The organism is Streptomyces sp. NPDC052043 (assembly GCF_044548235.1).
Classification (GTDB): Bacteria; Actinomycetota; Actinomycetes; order Streptomycetales; family Streptomycetaceae; genus Streptomyces.
Genome location: NZ_JBIUBT010000014.1, coordinates 77,374 through 95,105, shown reverse-complemented (window position 1 = coordinate 95,105; position 17,732 = coordinate 77,374). Strand labels below are relative to the sequence as shown.

Genomic DNA, 17,732 nt, shown 5'->3' with positions numbered 1-17,732 from the left:
CGCTCTTCCTCACTCCTGCGTGTTGTTACGGACGTTGTCGCCGGCGTCGCCGGTGGTGTCGTCCGGAGTCGGGTCCGCGCCTTGTCCCCCGTGGAAGAAGGCGCCCATCCAGTCCGCCGCCTGCCGCGGCGTCAGGGCCGGCGAGGCATCCGCCGGCCGCGCGACCGTGGAGTCGGCCGTCGGCGTGCCCCGCGGGGAGCGCCGCTGCGGAAGCCGCGACGTCGCGGTGGCCTCGCCGGCGGCTGCGTCGCGGGCCTCGGGGGCGGGGTCGCGCGAGGGCTCGGGTGCCGCTGCGCGGCCACGCTGCTCCGGAAGCCGTGTGCCCGCCGGATCCAGGATCTCCACCAGCGCGGCCGGAACCAGGGCCACGGCCCGCACCCCGCCGTACGGCGAGGGCAGCAGGTCCACACCGAACCCGTGGCGGCGGGCGTACTCGCCGACCACCGCGAGGCCCGTCTGCGGCACCTCGCCCACCTCACCGACCCCCACCGGCCTGCGCCCCGAGGCCACCTCGCCGGCCTTCGCCAGCGAGTGCTCGTCCATGCCCACGCCGCCGTCGTCGATCTCGACGACGGCCCCCCGCTGCACGGAGCGCACCGTCACCGACACCTTGGTGCGCGGCGGCGAGGACTGCGTGGCGTTGGCCAGCAGCTCGGCGGTCAGGTGGATCAGCGGCTCGACCACCTGCGGTGCGGCCGCCACATCCGGGTCCCCCGCCACCTCCACCCGCTGGAAGGCGGTGATCCGGCCGGAGGCGGCCCGCACCACGTCCACCAGCGCCAGCGGCTTCTGCCACTGCTGCCCCGGCCACTCTCGGCACAGCACCGCCAGGCTCTGCGCCAGCCGTGCCTGCTGGGCCGCGGAGTGGTCCACCGCCATGCTCGACTCCAGGACGTCGGCGTTCCCCGGGTGCCGGGCCGCCATCAGCGACGCCCCCTCCTGGATACGGTGCGCCGCCGCCTGCACCCGCCGGGCGAGGGCGACCACCGCCAGCCGCAGGGTCTCCTGCCGCTCCCGGTTCTCCTCGGCCGCCTCGGCCACCGCGGCGCGCACCCGCTCCACCTCCCGGACCGCCTCCTCGTCGGCCTTGTCGCCGAAGTGCGCGGGGGGCACCGCTTCGTCGCTCAGCAGCGCGGGCAGCTGCACCGTCACCAGGTTCTCGATCTCGGCGCGCAGCGCCTCGGACCGTTTGGCCGAGAGGGCGCGCCACTGGGCCTCGCGCTTCTGGATCTCCTTTCGGAGCCGAACGTTTTCAGCCATGGCGTCACGGTGCCGACGGCGCGCCCACTCCACGATCGCCAGCAGGACCAGGACCGCCGCGCCCCCCGTCGCGGCCCATTCGGTACGCGTTCCGCCGACGATCAGGGAGACGGCGGCGGTGCAGGCGGCGGCCGCGGCCAGGACGACCGGCCACACAAGCCCGCCCGGGCGCTGATACGACGCGGGAGCTGGGGAGCGAGCCATGAAACACCCTCAAGACGAGTCGACAACAGGAAACGGGGACCATCGTTCGCGACCGCGTGTCAACGGCAGAGCCCGCCCCTGTGCCGGGACCACGGCTGAGAGGAAGGTGGAGGTTGCCTGCTCCGCCGTGATCACCGTGCGGGAGAAGCCTATAGCTCCGTACATGCCGTGGCCGGAACCAGTCGATCACACGTCGTAACGGGTGCAGCTGGTCGGTGACTCTTCGTCAAAGGGCGCCGCACGGAACGACCGTGTGAGGATCGGACCCCAGTTGTCCGCGAACTCCTCCGGAAGTGTCCGTGATCGGTAACGGACGCATCCGGCGGCCGTCGCCCCTCGTCCTGCCAAGTGGTCGGAAGGCGACCGGCAATCGGCGAGGAACTGCGGGAAAGCGGGGCGGAACATGGCACGGCACGGCGGCGGGCGGGGCTGGTACGGCAAGGTGGCCGGGGCGGCCCTCGGGGTGACGGTCCTGGCCGCAGCTGCCTCGGTGTGGACCGCGCAGGCCGGTTCCGTGGGCGACTCGTTGCCTCGGGCGGCCGCGTCGGCCACGCCGGGCAGTGGCGTCAAGCCGGTGGAGACATCCATCGCGCACGCCTCGGACACGGGGGAGCGCGGCCTCAACCTCACCATCGACGACGGCCCCGACCCCGTGTGGACCCCGCAGGTGCTCGACGTGCTGCGGGAGTACGGAGTGAAGGCCACGTTCTGCATGGTGGGAACGCAGGCGCAGGCGCACCCGGACCTCGTGAGGAAGGTGGTCGCGGAGGGGCACCGGCTGTGCGACCACACGGTGTCGCACGACACCGCCATGGACACCAAGTCCCAGGCCTACCAGTCGCAGGAGATACTCGACGCCGAACGCATGATCACCGAGGCGTCCGGGGGCGTACGGCCGATGTACTACCGGGCGCCCGGCGGGGCGTTCACCCCCTACAGCCGCAAGCTGGCGGCCTCCCGGGGCATGCGCCCGCTGGGCTGGAACGTGGACACCAAGGACTTCGAGCAGCCGGGCACGGACGCCATCGTCGCCACCGTCGAGCGGGAGCTGCCCAACGGGCCGACGCTCCTGTTCCACGACGCGGGCGGCGACCGCTCCCAGACCGTCGAGGCCCTGCGCCGGATCCTCCCCCAGCTCAAGGAACAGGGCTACTCCTTCGGCTTCCCCGTGCGCTGAGCCCCGCCCCTGCCGTCCGGGGCGGGTCCGCCCCGGACGGCAGCACGGCAGAACGGCCGACCGTTCACCCAACAGGGTTGTGCTCGCGCCTACTTGAACGACCGCAGGCGCAGGCTGTTGGTGACGACGAAGACCGAGGAGAAGGCCATCGCGGCCCCGGCGATCATCGGGTTGAGCATCCCGGCGGCAGCGAGCGGCAGGGCCGCGACGTTGTAGCCGAAGGCCCAGAACAGGTTGCCCTTGATGGTGGCCAGGGTGGTGCGGGAGAGACGGATCGCATCCGCCGCCACCCGCAGGTCGCCGCGTACGAGGGTGAGGTCGCCGGCCTCGATCGCCGCGTCGGTGCCGGTGCCCATGGCCAGGCCCAGGTCGGCGGCGGCGAGGGCGGCGGCGTCGTTGACGCCGTCGCCGACCATGGCGACCGTACGGCCCTCGGCCTGCAGCCGCCTGACCACGTCGACCTTGCCCTCGGGGAGGACGTCGGCGATGACCTCGTCGATGCCCACGGTCCGGGCGACCGACTCGGCGACGAGCCGGTTGTCGCCGGTCAGCAGGACGGGTGTCAGACCGAGCCCGCGCAGTTCGGCCACGGCTTCGGCGCTGGTCTCCTTGATGGCGTCGGCGACGGTGAGGACGCCGCGCGCCGCGCCGTCCCAGGCGACGGCGACCGCCGTACGCCCCTCGGCCTCCGCCGCGGCCTTGGCCTCGGCCAGTTCCCGGGGCAGCTCGATGGCCCACTCGTGCAGGAGCTTCTCGCGCCCGACGAGTACGGCGTGGCCGTCGACGACGCCCTGGACGCCGAGGCCGGTGACGTTCTCGAAGCTCTCCGGCACGGGCAGGCCGCCGGACCGGTCGGCCGCGCCCGCCGCGACGGCCCGCGCGATCGGGTGCTCCGAGGCGTTCTCCAACGCGCCCGCCAGCCACAGCAGTTCGCCTTCGTCCACGCCCGGGGCGGGGAACACGTCCTGGAGCCTCATCCGGCCAGTGGTCACCGTGCCGGTCTTGTCGAGGACCACGGTGTCGACCCGGCGGGTGGACTCCAGCACCTCGGGGCCCTTGATGAGGATGCCGAGCTGGGCACCGCGACCGGTGCCGACCATCAGCGCGGTCGGCGTGGCCAGTCCGAGCGCGCAGGGGCAGGCGATGATCAGGACGGCCACAGCGGCGGTGAACGCGGCGGCCGCGTCGCCCGTGACGCCGAGCCAGACGCCGAGGGTGGCGGCGGCGATCAGCAGGACCGCGGGGACGAAGACGCCGGAGATCCGGTCGGCGAGCCGCTGGACCTCGGCCTTGCCGTTCTGCGCGTCCTCGACGAGCTGTGCCATGCGGGCGAGCTGGGTGTCCGCGCCGATGCGGGCCGCCTCGACGACGAGCCGGCCGCCGGCGTTGACGGTCGCACCGGTCACGGCGTCGCCGACCGTCACGTCCACGGGCGCGGACTCGCCGGTCAGCATGGAGGCGTCGACCGCCGAGGCGCCCTCGACGACGGTGCCGTCGGTGGCGATCTTCTCACCGGGCCGTACGACGAAGCGGTCTCCTACCGCCAACTGCGCTACCGGGATACGGACTTCCCTGCCGCCACGCAGCACCGAGACGTCCTTCGCGCCCAGTTCCAGCAACGCGCGCAGCGCCGCACCCGCCTTGCGCTTGGACTTCGCCTCCAGGTAGCGCCCGGCGAGGATGAACGTGGTCACGCCGGCCGCGGCCTCCAGGTAGATGGAGGAGGAGCCGTCCGAACGGGAGATGGTGAACTCGAACCCGTGCCGCATGCCCGGCATCCCGGCCTGCCCGTAGAACAGCGCCCACAGCGACCAGCCCAGGGCGGCGAGGGTGCCGATGGAGACCAGTGTGTCCATGGTCGCGGCACCGTGCCGGGCGTTCGTCCAGGCGGCCCTGTGGAAGGGGAAGGCGCCCCAGACCACCACCGGGGCGGCCAGCGTCAGCGACAGCCACTGCCAGTTGTCGAACTGCAGGGGCGGGACCATCGCCATGAGGACGACGGGCACGCTGAGCAGCAGCGACACGTACAGACGCTGCCGCAGTGACAGCAACTCGCCGTCCGCCGCCGAAGCGGCCCCACCCTCGCTCTCGGCGGTGGGGGCGGGCGGGGCCGGCTCCTCGGCGCTGTAGCCGGTCTTCTCGACTGTGGCGATGAGATCGGCGACGTCCACGCCAGCCACGTACGAGACCTTCGCCTTCTCCGTGGCGAAGTTGACGGTCGCCGTGACCCCGTCCATGCGGTTGAGCTTCTTCTCGATGCGGGCGGCGCACGAGGCGCAGGTCATGCCGCCGATGGAGAGCTCGACCTCATGGGCGGGCGCCAGTGCCGCGCCGGATGAGACCTTCTCGGAAACCGTGCTGGTCATGGGCGTATCTCCTGGGGAAGGCCGGAACGTGCAGCGTCCGTATCAGCGGAGCGACACGTCCCGGCGCGGGGAGGTGGTGCGCGTTGCCGGGCCACAAGCCCGACGGCGCGCTCAGAGGCGGCCGGCGAACTCGTGGCCCGCCTCGTCGACGGCGGCACGCACGGCCTCCTCGTCGACGGCGGCACGCACGGCCTCCTCGTCGAGCGTGACGGCAAGGGCCCAGGAACCGGACTTCGTCTCGGTGGTCAAGGCTTCTCCCTCGGGGTGTGCGTGCGTGGGTCATCGGCGGGAGAGGCGCGGCTTCCGGCCCCTCCCGACCGACGACAACATCATACCCCCTAGGGGTATTCCTTCGGCGCGGCACTGCCGGCAGCAGGGCAAGCGGACAGACGTACCCGCACGCGACGGACGCGTCAGCGTGACGCCGCCCGCGGTCGAGGACGGCCGGGAACCGACTCGGTCACGAGGACCCGGTGCCCGTACGAGCGTGCGGCGGCGTCCTGCGGCTCCCGCCCGGCACCGGGTCCACCGGTCCGCGCAGTCCGCCGGGACCGGCTTCCGGAACCGGGCGTCCGAGGGCCGACTCGGTGCTCTCGCCGAGGAAGCCCCCCGACTGGTGCTGCCACAGCTTGGCGTAGGCGCCGTCCGCTGCGAGCAGTTCCTCGTGGGTGCCCTGCTCGACGATGCTCCCGCGGTCGAGGATGACGAGACGGTCCATGCCGGCGACGGTGCTCAGGCGGTGGGCGACCACGAGGGCCGTACGTCCGTCCACCAACCGCCACAGGGCGTCCTGGACGAGGACCTCGCTCTCCGAGTCCAGCGCGCTGGTCGCCTCGTCGAGCAGCAGGATCGGGGCGTCGCGCAGGATGGCCCTGGCGAGGGCGACGCGCTGGCGCTGGCCGCCCGAGAGTTTGACTCCCCGCTCCCCCACCAGGGTGGCGAACCCGTCGGGGAGTTGGTCGGTGAACTCCGTGACGTGCGCGGCCTCGGCCGCCGCGTGGATCTCCTCGTCGGTGGCGCCGGGCCGGGCGAAGGCGATGTTGTCCCGCAGGCTGCGGTGGAACATGGCGGGTTCCTGCGGGACGTAGGAGATCAGTGAGCGCAGGTCGGTCTGGCGCAGCCGGCTGATGTCCTGGCCACCGATCAGGACGCGTCCGTCGTCGATGTCCGCCATCCGCAGCAGGAGCCGGGTGAGCGTGGTCTTGCCGCCGCCCGACCTGCCGACCAGGCCGATCCGTGTGCCTGCGGGCACGTCCAGGTCGAGGCCTTGGAAAATCGGCTTCGCACCCGTGTGGGCGAAGGTCACCGCCTCGAAGCGGATGCCCGTGTCCCGCGGTGCGAGCGGTTCGGGTTTCGTCGGGTCGAGCACGGTGGGCGGGTCCAGCAGCAGCTCCGTGAACTGCGCGGCCTCGGTCATCGAGCTTTCCAGACGCCGGTAGATCTGGTTGAACTCGAACATGATCTGTGTGGCGTTGGAGTAGTAGGTGAAAGCGACGACGATCTCCTCGACGCCCTGGCCCGCGCCGCCGAAGGCGACGGCGACCAGCAGACCCAGCACGTTGGTCAGCACGGACATGGGGGCGACCAGGGTGTCGACGCGCAGATTGCCGTAGTCCCACGACCTCAGCGTCAGGCGACGGGAGTCCGCGACACGGCTGCGGTGTTCGTCGGCCTCCCGCCGCTCGGCCGCGAACGCCCGGATGGTCTCCATGTTCATGAGGCTGTCGGCGACATGGCCGGACACCCGGGCGATCGCCGCCTCACGGTCGTTGACGAGCCGCTGCCGGCGGCGGACCAGAGGCGTCGCGACCACCACGGTCAGCGCGATCATCACCAGAAGGCCGACGACGAGCAGCGGCTCGTAGCTCCACAGCACCACGGCACCGAACACCAGGGGGACGAGACTGCCCACGATCCGGTACGTCACCGTGTCGACGAAGTCCTCGAAGCGCTTGCCGAAGCTGAGCACCCGTTTGGTCAGGGAGCCGGCGAAGTTGTCGTGGAAGAAGGCCGCGTCCTTGGCGAGGAGTTCGTCCATGCCGCTCACATACAGGTGTTCCATGCCGAGCGCGTCCACGCGGTTCAGGCAGTGCTGCCCGATCCGCCACACGGCCTCGGCGAGCAGCAGCGTCACGCCGAAACCCAGCACGTACGGCAGCGCCGAGCTGAGGGTGAGACCGCCGCCGCCGGCGGCCTGCGCCGCCAGTTTGGCGATCAGCAGCGGGGCGACGTAGCGGATGCCGATGTTGCCCACGGCCGGCAGCAGCAGCGCGGGCAGGGCCAGCAGTCGTAGTCGCAGAAGTTCCTGACCGTAGCGGCGTAGCGCCAGAACGACCGCGCTCCTGCCCGGCGTCGGCCCTGGCGAATCTGTTGTCCCCATCACACTCCCGGAGGTTCGGAAGTCGGAAGTCTCCCGTCCGCGGAGCTGCCCAGTCCAGGCATTTACCGCGGACTGGCGAGAACCGGACACGACCGCCGGCCGACGATCACGTCGGGAAAGTGGACGGCTTCTGAGGGTGTGTGACGTCGGGGGCGTCCTGGCGACCGCCGTCAAGCCATCGGCTGGTCGAGTCAGTGGCGGCTTCCAGGAGGTGCGCCGTCTGGCCGAAGTCGATGGGAAGGATCTCGACCGGGCTCGGTGACGGAAGCACATGCACCGTCACGTGGGGGCGCGCCTTCGCGATGGAGGCGGCCATGCGTTGCTCCTCCAGCAGGTTGTACGCGTGGATCGCCATGGCCAGGACGGTGGACGGTGGAGCGGGGAGATGACAGGAAAGGCCCGGCGCCAGGACGTAGACCTCATCCGCGCCGAGCTCGATCGCATGGTCAAGGGTCGTTCCGTTGGCCACGGCCCCGTCGATGAGATGGAAGCCGTCGATCTCCACCGGAGGATAGAACCCGGGGACGGCGATGCTGGCCAACAGCGCGGGTACCGCGGGGCCACGGGCGAGGAGCACCCCTCGCCCGTCACAGGCGTCCGCGGTCAGGATCCTGAGGTCGACCTCCGCGTCCTCGATGCGGCGCAGCGGCAGGGCGTCCTCGAGGAAAAACCGGAACCGGTGGTTGCTGAAGACGTGGTTGACCCTGCCGGCCGCTGCCCGAACGATCAGCAGTGGATGGACGGGGAACACGTAGTTGACCGCACCGGACGCCGCGGCCATGCCGCGCAGCGGGCGACCAGGAAGGCGGCTGAGCAGCCCGTGCACCATCTCCGACGACACCAGCGGATACACGTCGTGCTCGCCGACCCGCAGCCAGACCCTCGCGAGTTCCTCGACACCCTGTGCGTCGGGCCGCGCCGCGAAATAGGCGGCGTTCAGGGAGCCCACCGAGGCACCCACCACAAGGTCCGGACGAATGCCGCGGGCGGTCATCGCACGCAGCATCCCCACTTGCGCCGCGCCCAGACTGCCGCCGCCCGACAGAACGAATGCGGTGGTCATCGAGTCCTCCCGGCCGCTCAGGCCCCTCAGACCAGCCTGCGGCCAGGAGCGACGGCGCGCCACTGAAGCCGGCATCCACTCCAGCGACCACGACGACACCAGCCACCGTGCGCCGCGCTGCCCGACCCGATCGTCGGCCACACGCGCCGCCCAGCTTTCCTCAGTCCCGGATGCGCACTCCCCTGCTGGCGGCGTCCGAAAGGGCTGCGGTAGAAGCTTCTGGTTCGGCGGCAACCTTGTGCAGCACACCTCCGCGGAAGCTCTCCAACGGGCAGGGTGCCGGGCGACCCAGCAACGGTTCCTCCACTCGAAGTAACGTCCCGGTGCATGTCCTTCTTCACGTTCTTCGGCCCGCCCGCGATCACACTCCTCCTCTTCGCCGTCGGGACACTCCCGTACGCGTTATGGGTGACCTGGAGGAAGCCCTCACGGCCGGCCCGCTGGGCTGTCATCGGCATCGCGGCAGCGATCGCTGCCTATGGGGCCGGAACCGTCTACGGACTCGCCTTCACGAACCCGCTCGCCGTGTGCGGGGACAAGACCGGCCACGGCGTGTACATGGATGTCGCGCGGAAATACAGCCTGACCTCCGTGAGCGTGGACAGCTTCCCTCCGTCCATCACCTGCCACTGGACCAGTGGCCACAGCACCGAAGTGGTGTCCTGGGCTCCGCCCCTGCTGTACGCAGGGCTGGCCTGCTCTGTCGCCTGCTTCGTCCTGCTCTTCCTCAACCGAACGCGAAGATCTTGAGGGTCTTTCACGTCGTCCATTCCGGTAGGGGTTCTAGCTAGGAGACGCAGGTGAACATCGTCTTGACGTCCGACCCGCGTGTCACCGCCATCCCCCCGTCCAGGACTGCGCCGAGGAGTGCGTCGACGCCCGCGCCTGCGGCCTGTTCCTCTGGCCCTCGATGCCTACGCCTGGGCGGACCTCGTTGGTGGCAGGTTTCTCACCCAGCCGGCGCAGCCGTCTCCAGGGTGTGCGTCAGGGAAGTCCACTGATCGTCCCGGAGGCGCCATGCCCTTGCAGATGAAGTTGAGCGCGATAACCCTCGACTGCCCGGATCCGCTGGCTTTGGCGGCGTTCTATCAGCAGGCCACCGGTCTGGAACTCCATTCCAAGTCGAACGCCGACTTCGCCGGTCTCGACTGTGAGGACGAAGTCGTCATCGGCTTTCAACGAGTCGATGACTACCGGGCTCCGCGCTGGCCCGAACAGACCGTTCCTCAGCAACTTCACATGTGCTTCAAGGTCGAGCAGGACTTGGATGAGGTTGAAGCCCGGCTGCTCGAGTGGGGTGCGGGCAAACCGGATCATCAGCCTCATGGGGCCAGAGCGCGTGTTCTCACCGATCCGGTCGGGCACCCCTTCTGCATCGTCGCGAAGGCTGATTGAGGAGTTCACGACGGCTGCGGGTCCCAGCCATGCGCGCCCGTCGAGCGGTCACGGCTGGGCTGACGCGGCCGACGACGGGTGCGCCCGTTCCTTGCTCAGTGCTTCCTCGGGGAGTTCGCGGGGAACGTCGTGGTAACACGCGACGTAAGGATCGTCGCTGCCGGTGAGGCCGCCGTCCCGGGCGGCCTGGCGCCGCACGGCCTCGGTGTAGCCGGTGTTGCTCCACCACCGGTCCGGTGATTCGCCTGACTCGGGGACCATCCCGGCGACCAGGGCCAGTGCCTCGACCGGGCGGCGTACGGCGACCAAGGGCGCGGTGAACGCGCCGAATGACTGCCCCACGCCCCCGAGACTGCGACGGTCGCCGACCGTCTCGACCACGGCGTCGGCGATGTCGGGCAACGTCGGCGGGCATGCTCACGGCAGGTCGTTGCGCCCCAGCCATGCCGGCCTGACCGGCACTCCATCCGAGTACCGCTCGACCTGCTGCTCCGCCGGTTCAGCCGCCGCAGTGGCGGGCGCACCCGGCGCCGCCTGCACCACAGGTTCCGGAACGGTGGGCGCATCCGGCTCCTCCACCGCGGGTTCCGGGGCGGCGGGCGCATCGGAGTCCTCAAGCAGCTCCGCCACCGTGAACCGGGTGACGAACGACTGCCACGCCCCGTCTATGACGAGCAGGAACCCGTCGTCCTGCCGCAGGAGCCGACGGCGCTTGGGACTTCTGGGGTGCTCGGGTGAGTGGCTTCGCGCCCGCCGTTCCAGCTCCGCCAGTGCCTCCTCACGCGGTCCGGTGACGTGAGCCACCACGTATGCCTCGATGTGCTTGCGTTCCCCGACGCCCACAGTCGTCTCGATGATCAATCCCCATGTCGTCATGTTCTTCGCCCCTCTGTCCTCGACACGGCCGCGCCACCCGCTGTCTACAGCACGGCTCGGAGCGAGAAAAATCAACCGGAGGACGAACAGTCCCGGGCGGGGACCTGCGGCTGCCGGCGGTCTGGAGACGGTAGAGAGGTCGTTGCCGTTGAGTGAGGGGAAGAGCGGACATGGATGTGTACGAAGCTGTGGACAGTCGCCGGGCTGTGCGGGCGTTCAGCGATGAGCCGGTGTCCAAAGAGGTACTCGAACGCGTGCTGGCCGCGGCGACGCGGGCCCCGTCGAGTGGGAACCTCCAGCCGTGGCATGTGTATGTCGTGACCGGCGAGCCCCTGGCCGAGCTGAAGAGGCGCGCAACAGCCAGAGCAATGGCGGGAGACCCTGGAGATGAGCGGGAGTATCCGATGTACCCGGCCGAACTGGCCTCGCCGTACGTGGACCGTTTTTCCGCCGCGGCTGCTCAGCGGTACAAGGCACTGGGCATCGAGCGCGACGACCCCGACAGGCCTATGAAGATCGCCGCCTTGAACTCACAGGCCTTCGGGGCCCCGGTCGTGCTGTTCTGCTACCTCGATCAGACGATGGGGCCAGGGCAGTGGGCGGACGCGGGGATGCACTTGCAGACCGTCATGCTGCTGCTGAGGGCGGAAGGGCTGCACAGCTGTCCTCAGGTGATGTGGACGATGTATCGCAGGACCGTCGGCCAGATCGTGGGAGCCGATGACGGGCTCGCGCTGTTCTGCGGTGTCGCGGTGGGATTCGAGAAGGAGGGCGTGCCACGGCTGCGTACCGGGCGGGCGGACGTGGCAGAAACAGTCAGCTTCATCGGAGTGTGACCGGGCCTGCCGGTCTCGCGTCGGCCCCGACCCTCGCAGCTCGTGTGCGGAGAAGACACCGACGCGGGGGCGTTGGGCCGACCAGAGCGTCCGTGTCAGTGCTGACGTATAGCGTGCGCGGATCAACTGGTGCGACACGATGGGGATGTACGGATGGAGTTCCGGATCGAGCGAAGCGCTCTCGCGGAGGCCGTGGCCTGGGCGGCGAAGTCACTGCCCGCGCGTTCGCCGGTGCCCGTGCTGGGCGGCCTGATGCTGGATGTGCGGGAGGGACGACTGAGCATCTCGGGCTTCGACTACGAGGCGTCCGCGAACATCGAGGTACCGGCGGAGACTCAGGCAGCCGGCCGGGTGCTCGTGCTGGGGCGCAGACTGCTGGACATTTGCCGGGTGTTGCCCGATGCGGTGGTGGCGTGCGCGCTGGAAGGCACGCGCTTCACGATGGAAGGGGGCGGTACTCGCTTCGGGCTGTCGACGTTGCCCACGGAGGAGTACCCGGCGCTTCCCGAGCTTCCCGCATCGCACGGGACCGTGGACGCGGCTGAGTTCGCGGCGGCGGTCGCGCAGGTCGAGATGGCCGCGGCCCGTGACGACTCACTCCCGGTGCTTACGGGGATTCAGCTTCGGCTGGAGGGCGGGTCGATGACGTTGGCCGCCTCGGACCGGTACCGGTATGCCGTGCGCACGATGCCGTGGAAGCCGGAGGGGACAGGTTCCGAGGCGGTGGAGATGGTGGTTCCCGGTCGGAGGCTGACCGAGATCTCCCGTTCGCTGGCGAAGTCGGGGCTGATCCGCATCGGGCTGAACGGCTCAAGCGGCTCAAAGGGCGGCTTGATCGCCTTCGAGGGAGCCGGGATGCGTACGACACTGCGGCTGCTGGAAGGGCGGCTGCCGCGCTACGACAAGTTGTTCGCCCTGGACGGCCCAGCGGTCGCGGTCACGCAGCGAGAGGCGCTCGCCGACGCGGTCCGCCGTGTCGCGGTCGTGGCGGAGCCGAACAGCCCGATCCGACTCGACTTCTCCGCCCGGGGAACGGTCCTCCTGCAGGCGGGATACGAAGACGACATCGCCTCACAGCAACTCACGGCCACTTTGACCGGAGCCGATGACCTGGCAGTTGCCTTCAACCCCGCGTATCTGCTGGAAGCCCTCACCTCTTTCAGTGGCTCGCGCGTGCGCTTCGAACTTCTGGGCGCAGGCCAGCGGGCACTGCTCAGTGGCGACCCGGACGCGGATGACGCGTCGCGCGACGACCACCGACATCTGCTCATGTCGGTACGGCAGTTGAGCTAACGGGAGTACGCGGCGCAGGGGCGTCAACGCGCCAATTCCGGCGGTCTGGTGTGGCTGGAACAGATCGATCCCTCAACAATTCCGACCGGTTCGCCTACGCTCTGCATGCTCCCGACCCCCAAAAGGGGGTTCGATGTGTCATGAAAGGTTTTGCTTCTCGTGGCTGGCACCGGTGTCTGCAGGGTCGTCAGGTCGGGACCGCTGTGGTGAGCCGAACGGTGAGGGAGCCACGACGCGACCCCGGTGCGAGCGCCGCGGTCGCCGGATGGGCCGTCGCCCTGCTGGCCGCCGCCGGTGCGGCGTGGGCCGCCGTCAGCGCGCACGCCGAGTGGCACCGGGCCCTCGCGGGAGCCTGCGCCGCGGCCGTCGTCCTGCTGATCGCCCGCGTAGTGATCCTCACCCGGCGGCTGTCCACCGAGCGTGCCCTCCGTGCCCGGGAGGCCGGGGTCGCCGGCGCCCGGGGCACCGAGGTGGCGCATCTGGCCGCCGTACGCGTCCCGGCCATCGCCGAACGGCTGCGCACCGGACAGCGACTGGAGGGTGTGCCGGGGCCGGTGGCGTCGCCGGAGGAGACCGGCGAGGAGTTCGCCCGGGCGCTGGACTCGGTCGTCGTGGCGCTCGGCTCGGACGCGGCCGTGCACCGCGAGCGCACCCTGCGCGACTCGGTGCAGGCCGCCTTCGAATCCGTGGCGCGCACCATGCACGTGATGGCGACCGTGCAGCAGCAGGTCCTGGACGAGGTCGAGCGCTCCATCGAGGACCCTCGTCTGATGGCGGACGTGTTGACTTCCTCCCCCTCGTGAACGAGTGGGGATTCCTACGGCTCGCGCCGTGGGGTTTCCTGCTTCGCCGCCGACTGCCCGCCCGGAGTGCTCCGTTGAGGTCTTACACCGGCTCCACAGGCCGACACCGCCAGCCCGGCGGCCTTCAGGTTGTTTGCCGCGTTCACGTCGCGGTCATGGGTGGTGCCGCAGCCGCCGCACATCCAGGTGCGGACGTGGAGCGGCATCCTGTCCTGCAAGACTCCGCAGTGCGAGCACAGCTTGGAGGAGGGGAACCAGCGGTCGACCGCGATCACCTCGCGCCCGTACCAGCGCGCCTTGTATTCCAGCAGGCTGCGGAACTGCGACCATGCCGCGTCGCTGATGGCGCGGGCGAGACGGCCGTTCTTCAGCAGGTTCCGAACGGTGAGGTCCTCGATCACGATCGTTTGGTTTTCACGAACGAGCCGAGTGGTGGTCTTGTTCAGGTGATCCCGCCTGCGGTCGGCGATGCGGGCGTGGATACGGGCGACCTTCCGGCGTGCCCTGGCCCGGTTGGCGCCGTCGCCCGGCGCCTTGCGGGACAGCTCCCGCTGGGCCCTCGCCAGACGGGTACGGTCGCGCCGCTCGTGCCGGGGGTTGGCGATCTTCTCCCCGGTGGACAGGGTGAGCAGGTGGTCCAGGCCCGCGTCGATCCCGACCGCCGCATCGGTTGCGGGGAGCGGCTGGACGTGGGGGTCCTCCACCAGGAGGACCACATGCCAGCGTCCGGCCGCGTCCTGGGAGACGGTCACCGTGGACGGCTCAGCACCCTCAGGCAGGGGACGGGACCAGACGATGTCCAACGGTTCGGACATCTTCGCCAGGGTCAGCCGGCCGCCTTGGAAGCGGAACGCACTGGTGGTGTACTCGGCGGACTTGCGGGACTTCTTCCGCGACTTGAACCGCGGGTACTTCGCCCGCTTCCCGAAGAAACTGGTGAACGCCGCCTGCAGATGGCGCAGAGCCTGCTGGAGCGGGACGGAGGAGACGTCGTTGAGGTAGGCGAGCTCCTCGGTCTTCTCCCACGCCGTCAGCATCGCCGACGTCGCGTTGTAGTTGACCCGCTCGGCCCGCAGTGTCCACGCCTCGGTGCGCGCCGCGAGCGCCAGGTTGTACACCTTTCGCACACACCCGAACGTGCGCGACAGCTCCGCCGCCTGCGCATTCGTCGGACAGAAGCGGTACTTGAACGCCCGCATCACGCGAGTGGCCATAACTCACAAGCTACCACGCCAACTTGTGACCCCGTAGGAGTTTTCAGTGGTGGACGCCGGATCGCCCTGACAGCAATGCGGCTTTCCCTACCCGGCTCCGAAGGAGTCCGATTCCTCCCCCGCCTGAAGACGGGGGTTTCCTCGGAGGTTCCAGATGAGCACGCCGCACCCCACGGCCGGGCCGGCCGTCAGCTGCCCCGTGACCGGCGCCCCCGGCACGGCGGCCGCGCTGTACGGGCCCGGCCTCGACGGCAACACGATGCCCGCGCTGTACGAGGAACTGCGCGGCACACACGGCCCGGTGGCGCCGGTGTCCCTCGCCCCCGGCATCGACGCCTGGCTGGTCCTGGGCCACCGCGAACTGCTCCGGCTCACCCGCGAGGAGCAGGACTTCTCACACGACCCGCGCCGGTGGAGCCTGCTGCGCGAAGGCCGGGTGCCGGCCGACTCGCCGATCCTGCCGATGGTCGGCTGGCGCCCCGCGCTGCTCTTCGCGGACGGGCAGCAGCACCGCAGGATGCGCAACGCCGTCTCGGACGCGCTGGCCGGGATCAACGGGCACGAGCTGCGCCGCAGCGTCCGGGCCACCGCCGAGGCGCTGATCGCCGGATTCGCGGCGCACGGCGAGGCCGACCTCGTCGCCGCGTACGCGCGCAGGCTGCCGATGCGGGTGATCGCCGGGCTGCTCGGGGTGGACGACGGGACCGGCCGGGAGCTGGTGGAGGCGGTGGCGGGCCTCGTGTCCGCCACCAGCGGGGCGGGGGACGCCAGCCGCAGGATGGGCGCCATCCTGCAGGGGCTGATCGAGGAGAAGCGGCGGGTGAGGGGCGACGACATCGTCTCGGCGCTGCTGCACCACCCGGCGCGGCTCACCGACGAGGAGGTGCTGCACAACCTGGTGGTGATGTTCGTCGCGGGCAACCAGACCACGGTGAACTGGATCGCCACGGCGCTGCGCATCCTGCTCTGCGACCCCGCGCTGCGCTCCTCGCTGAGCGGCGGCCACCTCAGCGTGGACGACGCGCTCGACCTGGTCCTGTGGCGCTTCCCGCCCACCCAGAACTTCCCGGCCCGCTACGCCACCCGCGACATGAGGTTCGGCGGCCAGGACATCCGGGCGGGCGACATGCTGATCCTGAGCCTGGCAGCGGCCAACGCGGATCCGGAGGTCCTGCCGGCCGACGGCACCCCGGTGGTCGGCAACCGCTCCCATCTGGCGTTCGGCGCGGGCCCGCACACCTGCCCCGCCCAGGACCCGGCCCGGCTGATCACCCGGACCGCGGTCGACACGATCCGGCACCGCCTGCCCGACCTGGAACTGGCCGTTCCGGAGGACGAGTTGGAGTGGATCAACTCGCCGTGGAGCAAGGGTCTCGGCACGCTGCCCGTGCGCTTCACCTCGCCGCAGTTGCCGCAGGGCCCAATGCCCCCTCAGGCGGCCGAGGCCCCCGCCCCCGCGTGGCCGCACCGGCACGCGGCACAGCCACAGGCCCGGCCGCGCTGACCCGTTCAAAGCCCGCCCTTCCTCGGCTTGCCCCTCCCCTCCTCCCCTCCCGAGACCTGGAGCCCTGTTGAACACGTCACCGGTGGACCCCTCGGCCGACCGTCCGCACCGCCTGGACCCGGCGGGAGGCTGCCCGCACGCGGCCAACGCCCGGCTGCTGGCCCGGGGGGCGGTCACCCCGGTGGTCCTCCCCGGCGAGGTGGAGGGGATGGCGGTGCTGGGCCACGACGCGCTGAAGGAGTTCCTCGCGCATCCCGACGTCGCCAAGAACGCACGGCACTTCACGGCGCTCCAGGCCGGGGAGATAGCCGACGGCTGGCCGCTGAAGACGTTCGCCACGGTGCAGGGGATGACGACCGCGGACGGCGCCGACCACCGGCGGCTGCGGTCGCTGATGAGCAAGGCGTTCACGGCCCGCCGGGTCGAGGAACTCCGCCCGTACGTACGACAGCTGACGTCCCGTCTGCTGGACGGTCTTGAGGCGGCCGCCACCGAGGACGGCGTCGTCGATCTGCGTACCCACTTCGCGCTGCCGCTGCCGATGGGCGTCATCTGCGAACTGCTGGGCGTGGACGGGGCCCACCACGACCGGCTGCACCACCTCTCCAACCAGATCGTGGCCACGGACATCGGCCCGGCCGAGGCGATGGCGGCCAACCGGGAGATGGTGGAGGTGCTGAGCGCGGTCGCGGCCGCCCGGACGGCCGATCCGGGGGACGACCCCACCAGCGCGATGATCGCGGCCCGTGAGGAGAGCGGCGACCGGTTCAGCCCGCACGAGCTGATCGGCACGCTGATGCTGACCATCATCGCGGGGCACGAGACGACGCTGAATCTGATCACGAACGCCGTACGCGCCCTGTGTGCCCATCGGGACCAGCTCGACCTGGTCCTCTCCGGCGGGGCGAGCTGGGCGGACGTGGTGGAGGAGACCCTGCGCTGGGACAGCCCGGTCAGCTACTTCCCGTTCCGCTACCCGACCCGCGATCTGACCCTGGACGGCACCCTGATCCCCCAAGGCACCCCGGTCCTCGCAGGGTACTCGGCGGCCGGCCGCGACACACGGGCCCACGGGACGGACGCGGCACGCTTCGACATCACCCGCACCGGCGAGTCCCGCCATCTCTCCCTGGGACACGGCGCCCACTACTGCATGGGCGCACCCCTGGCCCGCCTGGAGAGCACCACGGCCCTGGAACAGCTCTTCACCCGCTTCCCGGCCCTGGACCTCGCGATCCCGGAGCCGGAACTTCCGCGCCACGCCTCGTTCGTGGGGAACAGCGTGCAGAAGCTGCCGGTGCGGCTGAAGGGGTGAGGGACACCGTGACCGTTCTGGCCGACCGCGGGAATGTTTCCCCGCA

General features: G+C 70.6%; 16 protein-coding genes. 8 read left to right on the top strand and 8 right to left on the bottom strand.

Annotated features, from left to right (window positions below):
* Positions 1-9: 9 nt before the first annotated feature.
* Positions 10-1,464 carry an ATP-binding protein gene (locus ACIHCX_RS30185; protein WP_400034989.1) on the bottom strand — a complete coding sequence of 485 codons (1,455 nt, stop codon included), beginning with the start codon at positions 1,462-1,464 and terminating at the stop codon, positions 10-12.
* A 403-nt stretch (positions 1,465-1,867) separates the two neighbouring features.
* Between ACIHCX_RS30185 and ACIHCX_RS30180 the strand changes: the two genes are divergently transcribed.
* Positions 1,868-2,641, top strand: coding sequence for a polysaccharide deacetylase family protein (locus ACIHCX_RS30180; RefSeq protein ID WP_400034987.1), 774 nt, complete (start codon positions 1,868-1,870; stop codon positions 2,639-2,641).
* An 89-nt stretch (positions 2,642-2,730) separates the two neighbouring features.
* On the opposite strand, the gene ACIHCX_RS30175 is transcribed toward ACIHCX_RS30180, so the two are convergent.
* From ACIHCX_RS30175 to ACIHCX_RS30160, 4 genes are all read right to left on the bottom strand, one after another.
* Positions 2,731-5,007: a heavy metal translocating P-type ATPase gene (locus tag ACIHCX_RS30175; protein WP_400034985.1), complete on the bottom strand. Its 2,277-nt coding sequence runs from the start codon at positions 5,005-5,007 to the stop codon at positions 2,731-2,733.
* A 111-nt stretch (positions 5,008-5,118) separates the two neighbouring features.
* On the bottom strand, positions 5,119-5,256 hold the full coding sequence (locus tag ACIHCX_RS30170) for a hypothetical protein (protein WP_400034983.1): 138 nt from the start codon (positions 5,254-5,256) through the stop codon (positions 5,119-5,121).
* Positions 5,257-5,467: 211 nt separating this feature from the next.
* Positions 5,468-7,387, bottom strand: a complete 1,920-nt coding sequence (locus tag ACIHCX_RS30165; protein ID WP_400034981.1) for an ABC transporter ATP-binding protein — start codon at positions 7,385-7,387, stop codon at positions 5,468-5,470.
* Between the two features lie 106 nt (positions 7,388-7,493).
* The gene (locus ACIHCX_RS30160) at positions 7,494-8,450 is read right to left on the bottom strand and encodes a patatin-like phospholipase family protein (RefSeq protein WP_400034979.1); all 957 of its coding nucleotides are present in this window, start codon (positions 8,448-8,450) and stop codon (positions 7,494-7,496) included.
* Positions 8,451-8,777: 327 nt separating this feature from the next.
* On the opposite strand from ACIHCX_RS30160, the gene ACIHCX_RS30155 reads away from it, so the two are divergent.
* Together ACIHCX_RS30155 and ACIHCX_RS30150 are read left to right on the top strand one after the other, a co-directional pair.
* Complete coding sequence (locus ACIHCX_RS30155; protein ID WP_400034977.1) at positions 8,778-9,200, top strand: hypothetical protein; 423 nt, start codon at positions 8,778-8,780, stop codon at positions 9,198-9,200.
* A gap of 267 nt (positions 9,201-9,467) precedes the next feature.
* Positions 9,468-9,845: a VOC family protein gene (locus ACIHCX_RS30150; protein ID WP_400034975.1), complete on the top strand. Its 378-nt coding sequence runs from the start codon at positions 9,468-9,470 to the stop codon at positions 9,843-9,845.
* A gap of 48 nt (positions 9,846-9,893) precedes the next feature.
* On the opposite strand, the gene ACIHCX_RS30145 is transcribed toward ACIHCX_RS30150, so the two are convergent.
* Together ACIHCX_RS30145 and ACIHCX_RS30140 are read right to left on the bottom strand one after the other, a co-directional pair.
* The gene (locus ACIHCX_RS30145) at positions 9,894-10,247 is read right to left on the bottom strand and encodes a hypothetical protein (RefSeq protein WP_400034973.1); all 354 of its coding nucleotides are present in this window, start codon (positions 10,245-10,247) and stop codon (positions 9,894-9,896) included.
* 15 nt (positions 10,248-10,262) lie between these two features.
* Positions 10,263-10,721, bottom strand: a complete 459-nt coding sequence (locus ACIHCX_RS30140; protein ID WP_400034971.1) for a hypothetical protein — start codon at positions 10,719-10,721, stop codon at positions 10,263-10,265.
* Between the two features lie 170 nt (positions 10,722-10,891).
* Between ACIHCX_RS30140 and ACIHCX_RS30135 the strand changes: the two genes are divergently transcribed.
* The 3 genes from ACIHCX_RS30135 (at position 10,892) to ACIHCX_RS30125 (ending at position 13,653) form a co-directional block, all read left to right on the top strand.
* Positions 10,892-11,557, top strand: coding sequence for a nitroreductase (locus tag ACIHCX_RS30135; protein ID WP_400034969.1), 666 nt, complete (start codon positions 10,892-10,894; stop codon positions 11,555-11,557).
* Positions 11,558-11,710: 153 nt separating this feature from the next.
* The gene (gene dnaN / locus ACIHCX_RS30130; protein ID WP_400034967.1) at positions 11,711-12,850 is read left to right on the top strand and encodes a DNA polymerase III subunit beta; all 1,140 of its coding nucleotides are present in this window, start codon (positions 11,711-11,713) and stop codon (positions 12,848-12,850) included.
* 218 nt (positions 12,851-13,068) lie between these two features.
* On the top strand, positions 13,069-13,653 hold the full coding sequence (locus ACIHCX_RS30125; RefSeq protein ID WP_400034965.1) for a hypothetical protein: 585 nt from the start codon (positions 13,069-13,071) through the stop codon (positions 13,651-13,653).
* A gap of 14 nt (positions 13,654-13,667) precedes the next feature.
* Here ACIHCX_RS30125 and ACIHCX_RS30120 read toward each other — a convergent pair whose 3' ends face one another.
* Positions 13,668-14,867, bottom strand: a complete 1,200-nt coding sequence (locus ACIHCX_RS30120) for an RNA-guided endonuclease InsQ/TnpB family protein (protein ID WP_400034963.1) — start codon at positions 14,865-14,867, stop codon at positions 13,668-13,670.
* 154 nt (positions 14,868-15,021) lie between these two features.
* Between ACIHCX_RS30120 and ACIHCX_RS30115 the strand changes: the two genes are divergently transcribed.
* Positions 15,022-16,371 carry a cytochrome P450 gene (locus tag ACIHCX_RS30115; protein WP_400034961.1) on the top strand — a complete coding sequence of 450 codons (1,350 nt, stop codon included), beginning with the start codon at positions 15,022-15,024 and terminating at the stop codon, positions 16,369-16,371.
* Between the two features lie 112 nt (positions 16,372-16,483).
* The gene (locus ACIHCX_RS30110; protein WP_400035220.1) at positions 16,484-17,686 is read left to right on the top strand and encodes a cytochrome P450; all 1,203 of its coding nucleotides are present in this window, start codon (positions 16,484-16,486) and stop codon (positions 17,684-17,686) included.
* The last annotated feature ends 46 nt before the right edge of the window (positions 17,687-17,732 follow it).

Bases quoted from the DNA above. Each gene is read 5' to 3' on its own strand.
- ACIHCX_RS30115 (WP_400034961.1), top strand. From the start codon at position 15,022: ATGAGCACGCCGCACCCCACGGCCGGGCCGGCCGTCAGCTGCCCCGTG.
- ACIHCX_RS30140 (WP_400034971.1), bottom strand. From the start codon at position 10,721: ATGACGACATGGGGATTGATCATCGAGACGACTGTGGGCGTCGGGGAA.
- ACIHCX_RS30185 (WP_400034989.1), bottom strand. From the start codon at position 1,464: ATGGCTCGCTCCCCAGCTCCCGCGTCGTATCAGCGCCCGGGCGGGCTT.
- ACIHCX_RS30160 (WP_400034979.1), bottom strand. From the start codon at position 8,450: ATGACCACCGCATTCGTTCTGTCGGGCGGCGGCAGTCTGGGCGCGGCG.
- ACIHCX_RS30175 (WP_400034985.1), bottom strand. From the start codon at position 5,007: ATGACCAGCACGGTTTCCGAGAAGGTCTCATCCGGCGCGGCACTGGCG.
- ACIHCX_RS30135 (WP_400034969.1), top strand. From the start codon at position 10,892: ATGGATGTGTACGAAGCTGTGGACAGTCGCCGGGCTGTGCGGGCGTTC.
- ACIHCX_RS30150 (WP_400034975.1), top strand. From the start codon at position 9,468: ATGCCCTTGCAGATGAAGTTGAGCGCGATAACCCTCGACTGCCCGGAT.
- dnaN (WP_400034967.1), top strand. From the start codon at position 11,711: ATGGAGTTCCGGATCGAGCGAAGCGCTCTCGCGGAGGCCGTGGCCTGG.
- ACIHCX_RS30155 (WP_400034977.1), top strand. From the start codon at position 8,778: ATGTCCTTCTTCACGTTCTTCGGCCCGCCCGCGATCACACTCCTCCTC.
- ACIHCX_RS30165 (WP_400034981.1), bottom strand. From the start codon at position 7,387: ATGGGGACAACAGATTCGCCAGGGCCGACGCCGGGCAGGAGCGCGGTC.
- ACIHCX_RS30180 (WP_400034987.1), top strand. From the start codon at position 1,868: ATGGCACGGCACGGCGGCGGGCGGGGCTGGTACGGCAAGGTGGCCGGG.
- ACIHCX_RS30120 (WP_400034963.1), bottom strand. From the start codon at position 14,867: ATGGCCACTCGCGTGATGCGGGCGTTCAAGTACCGCTTCTGTCCGACG.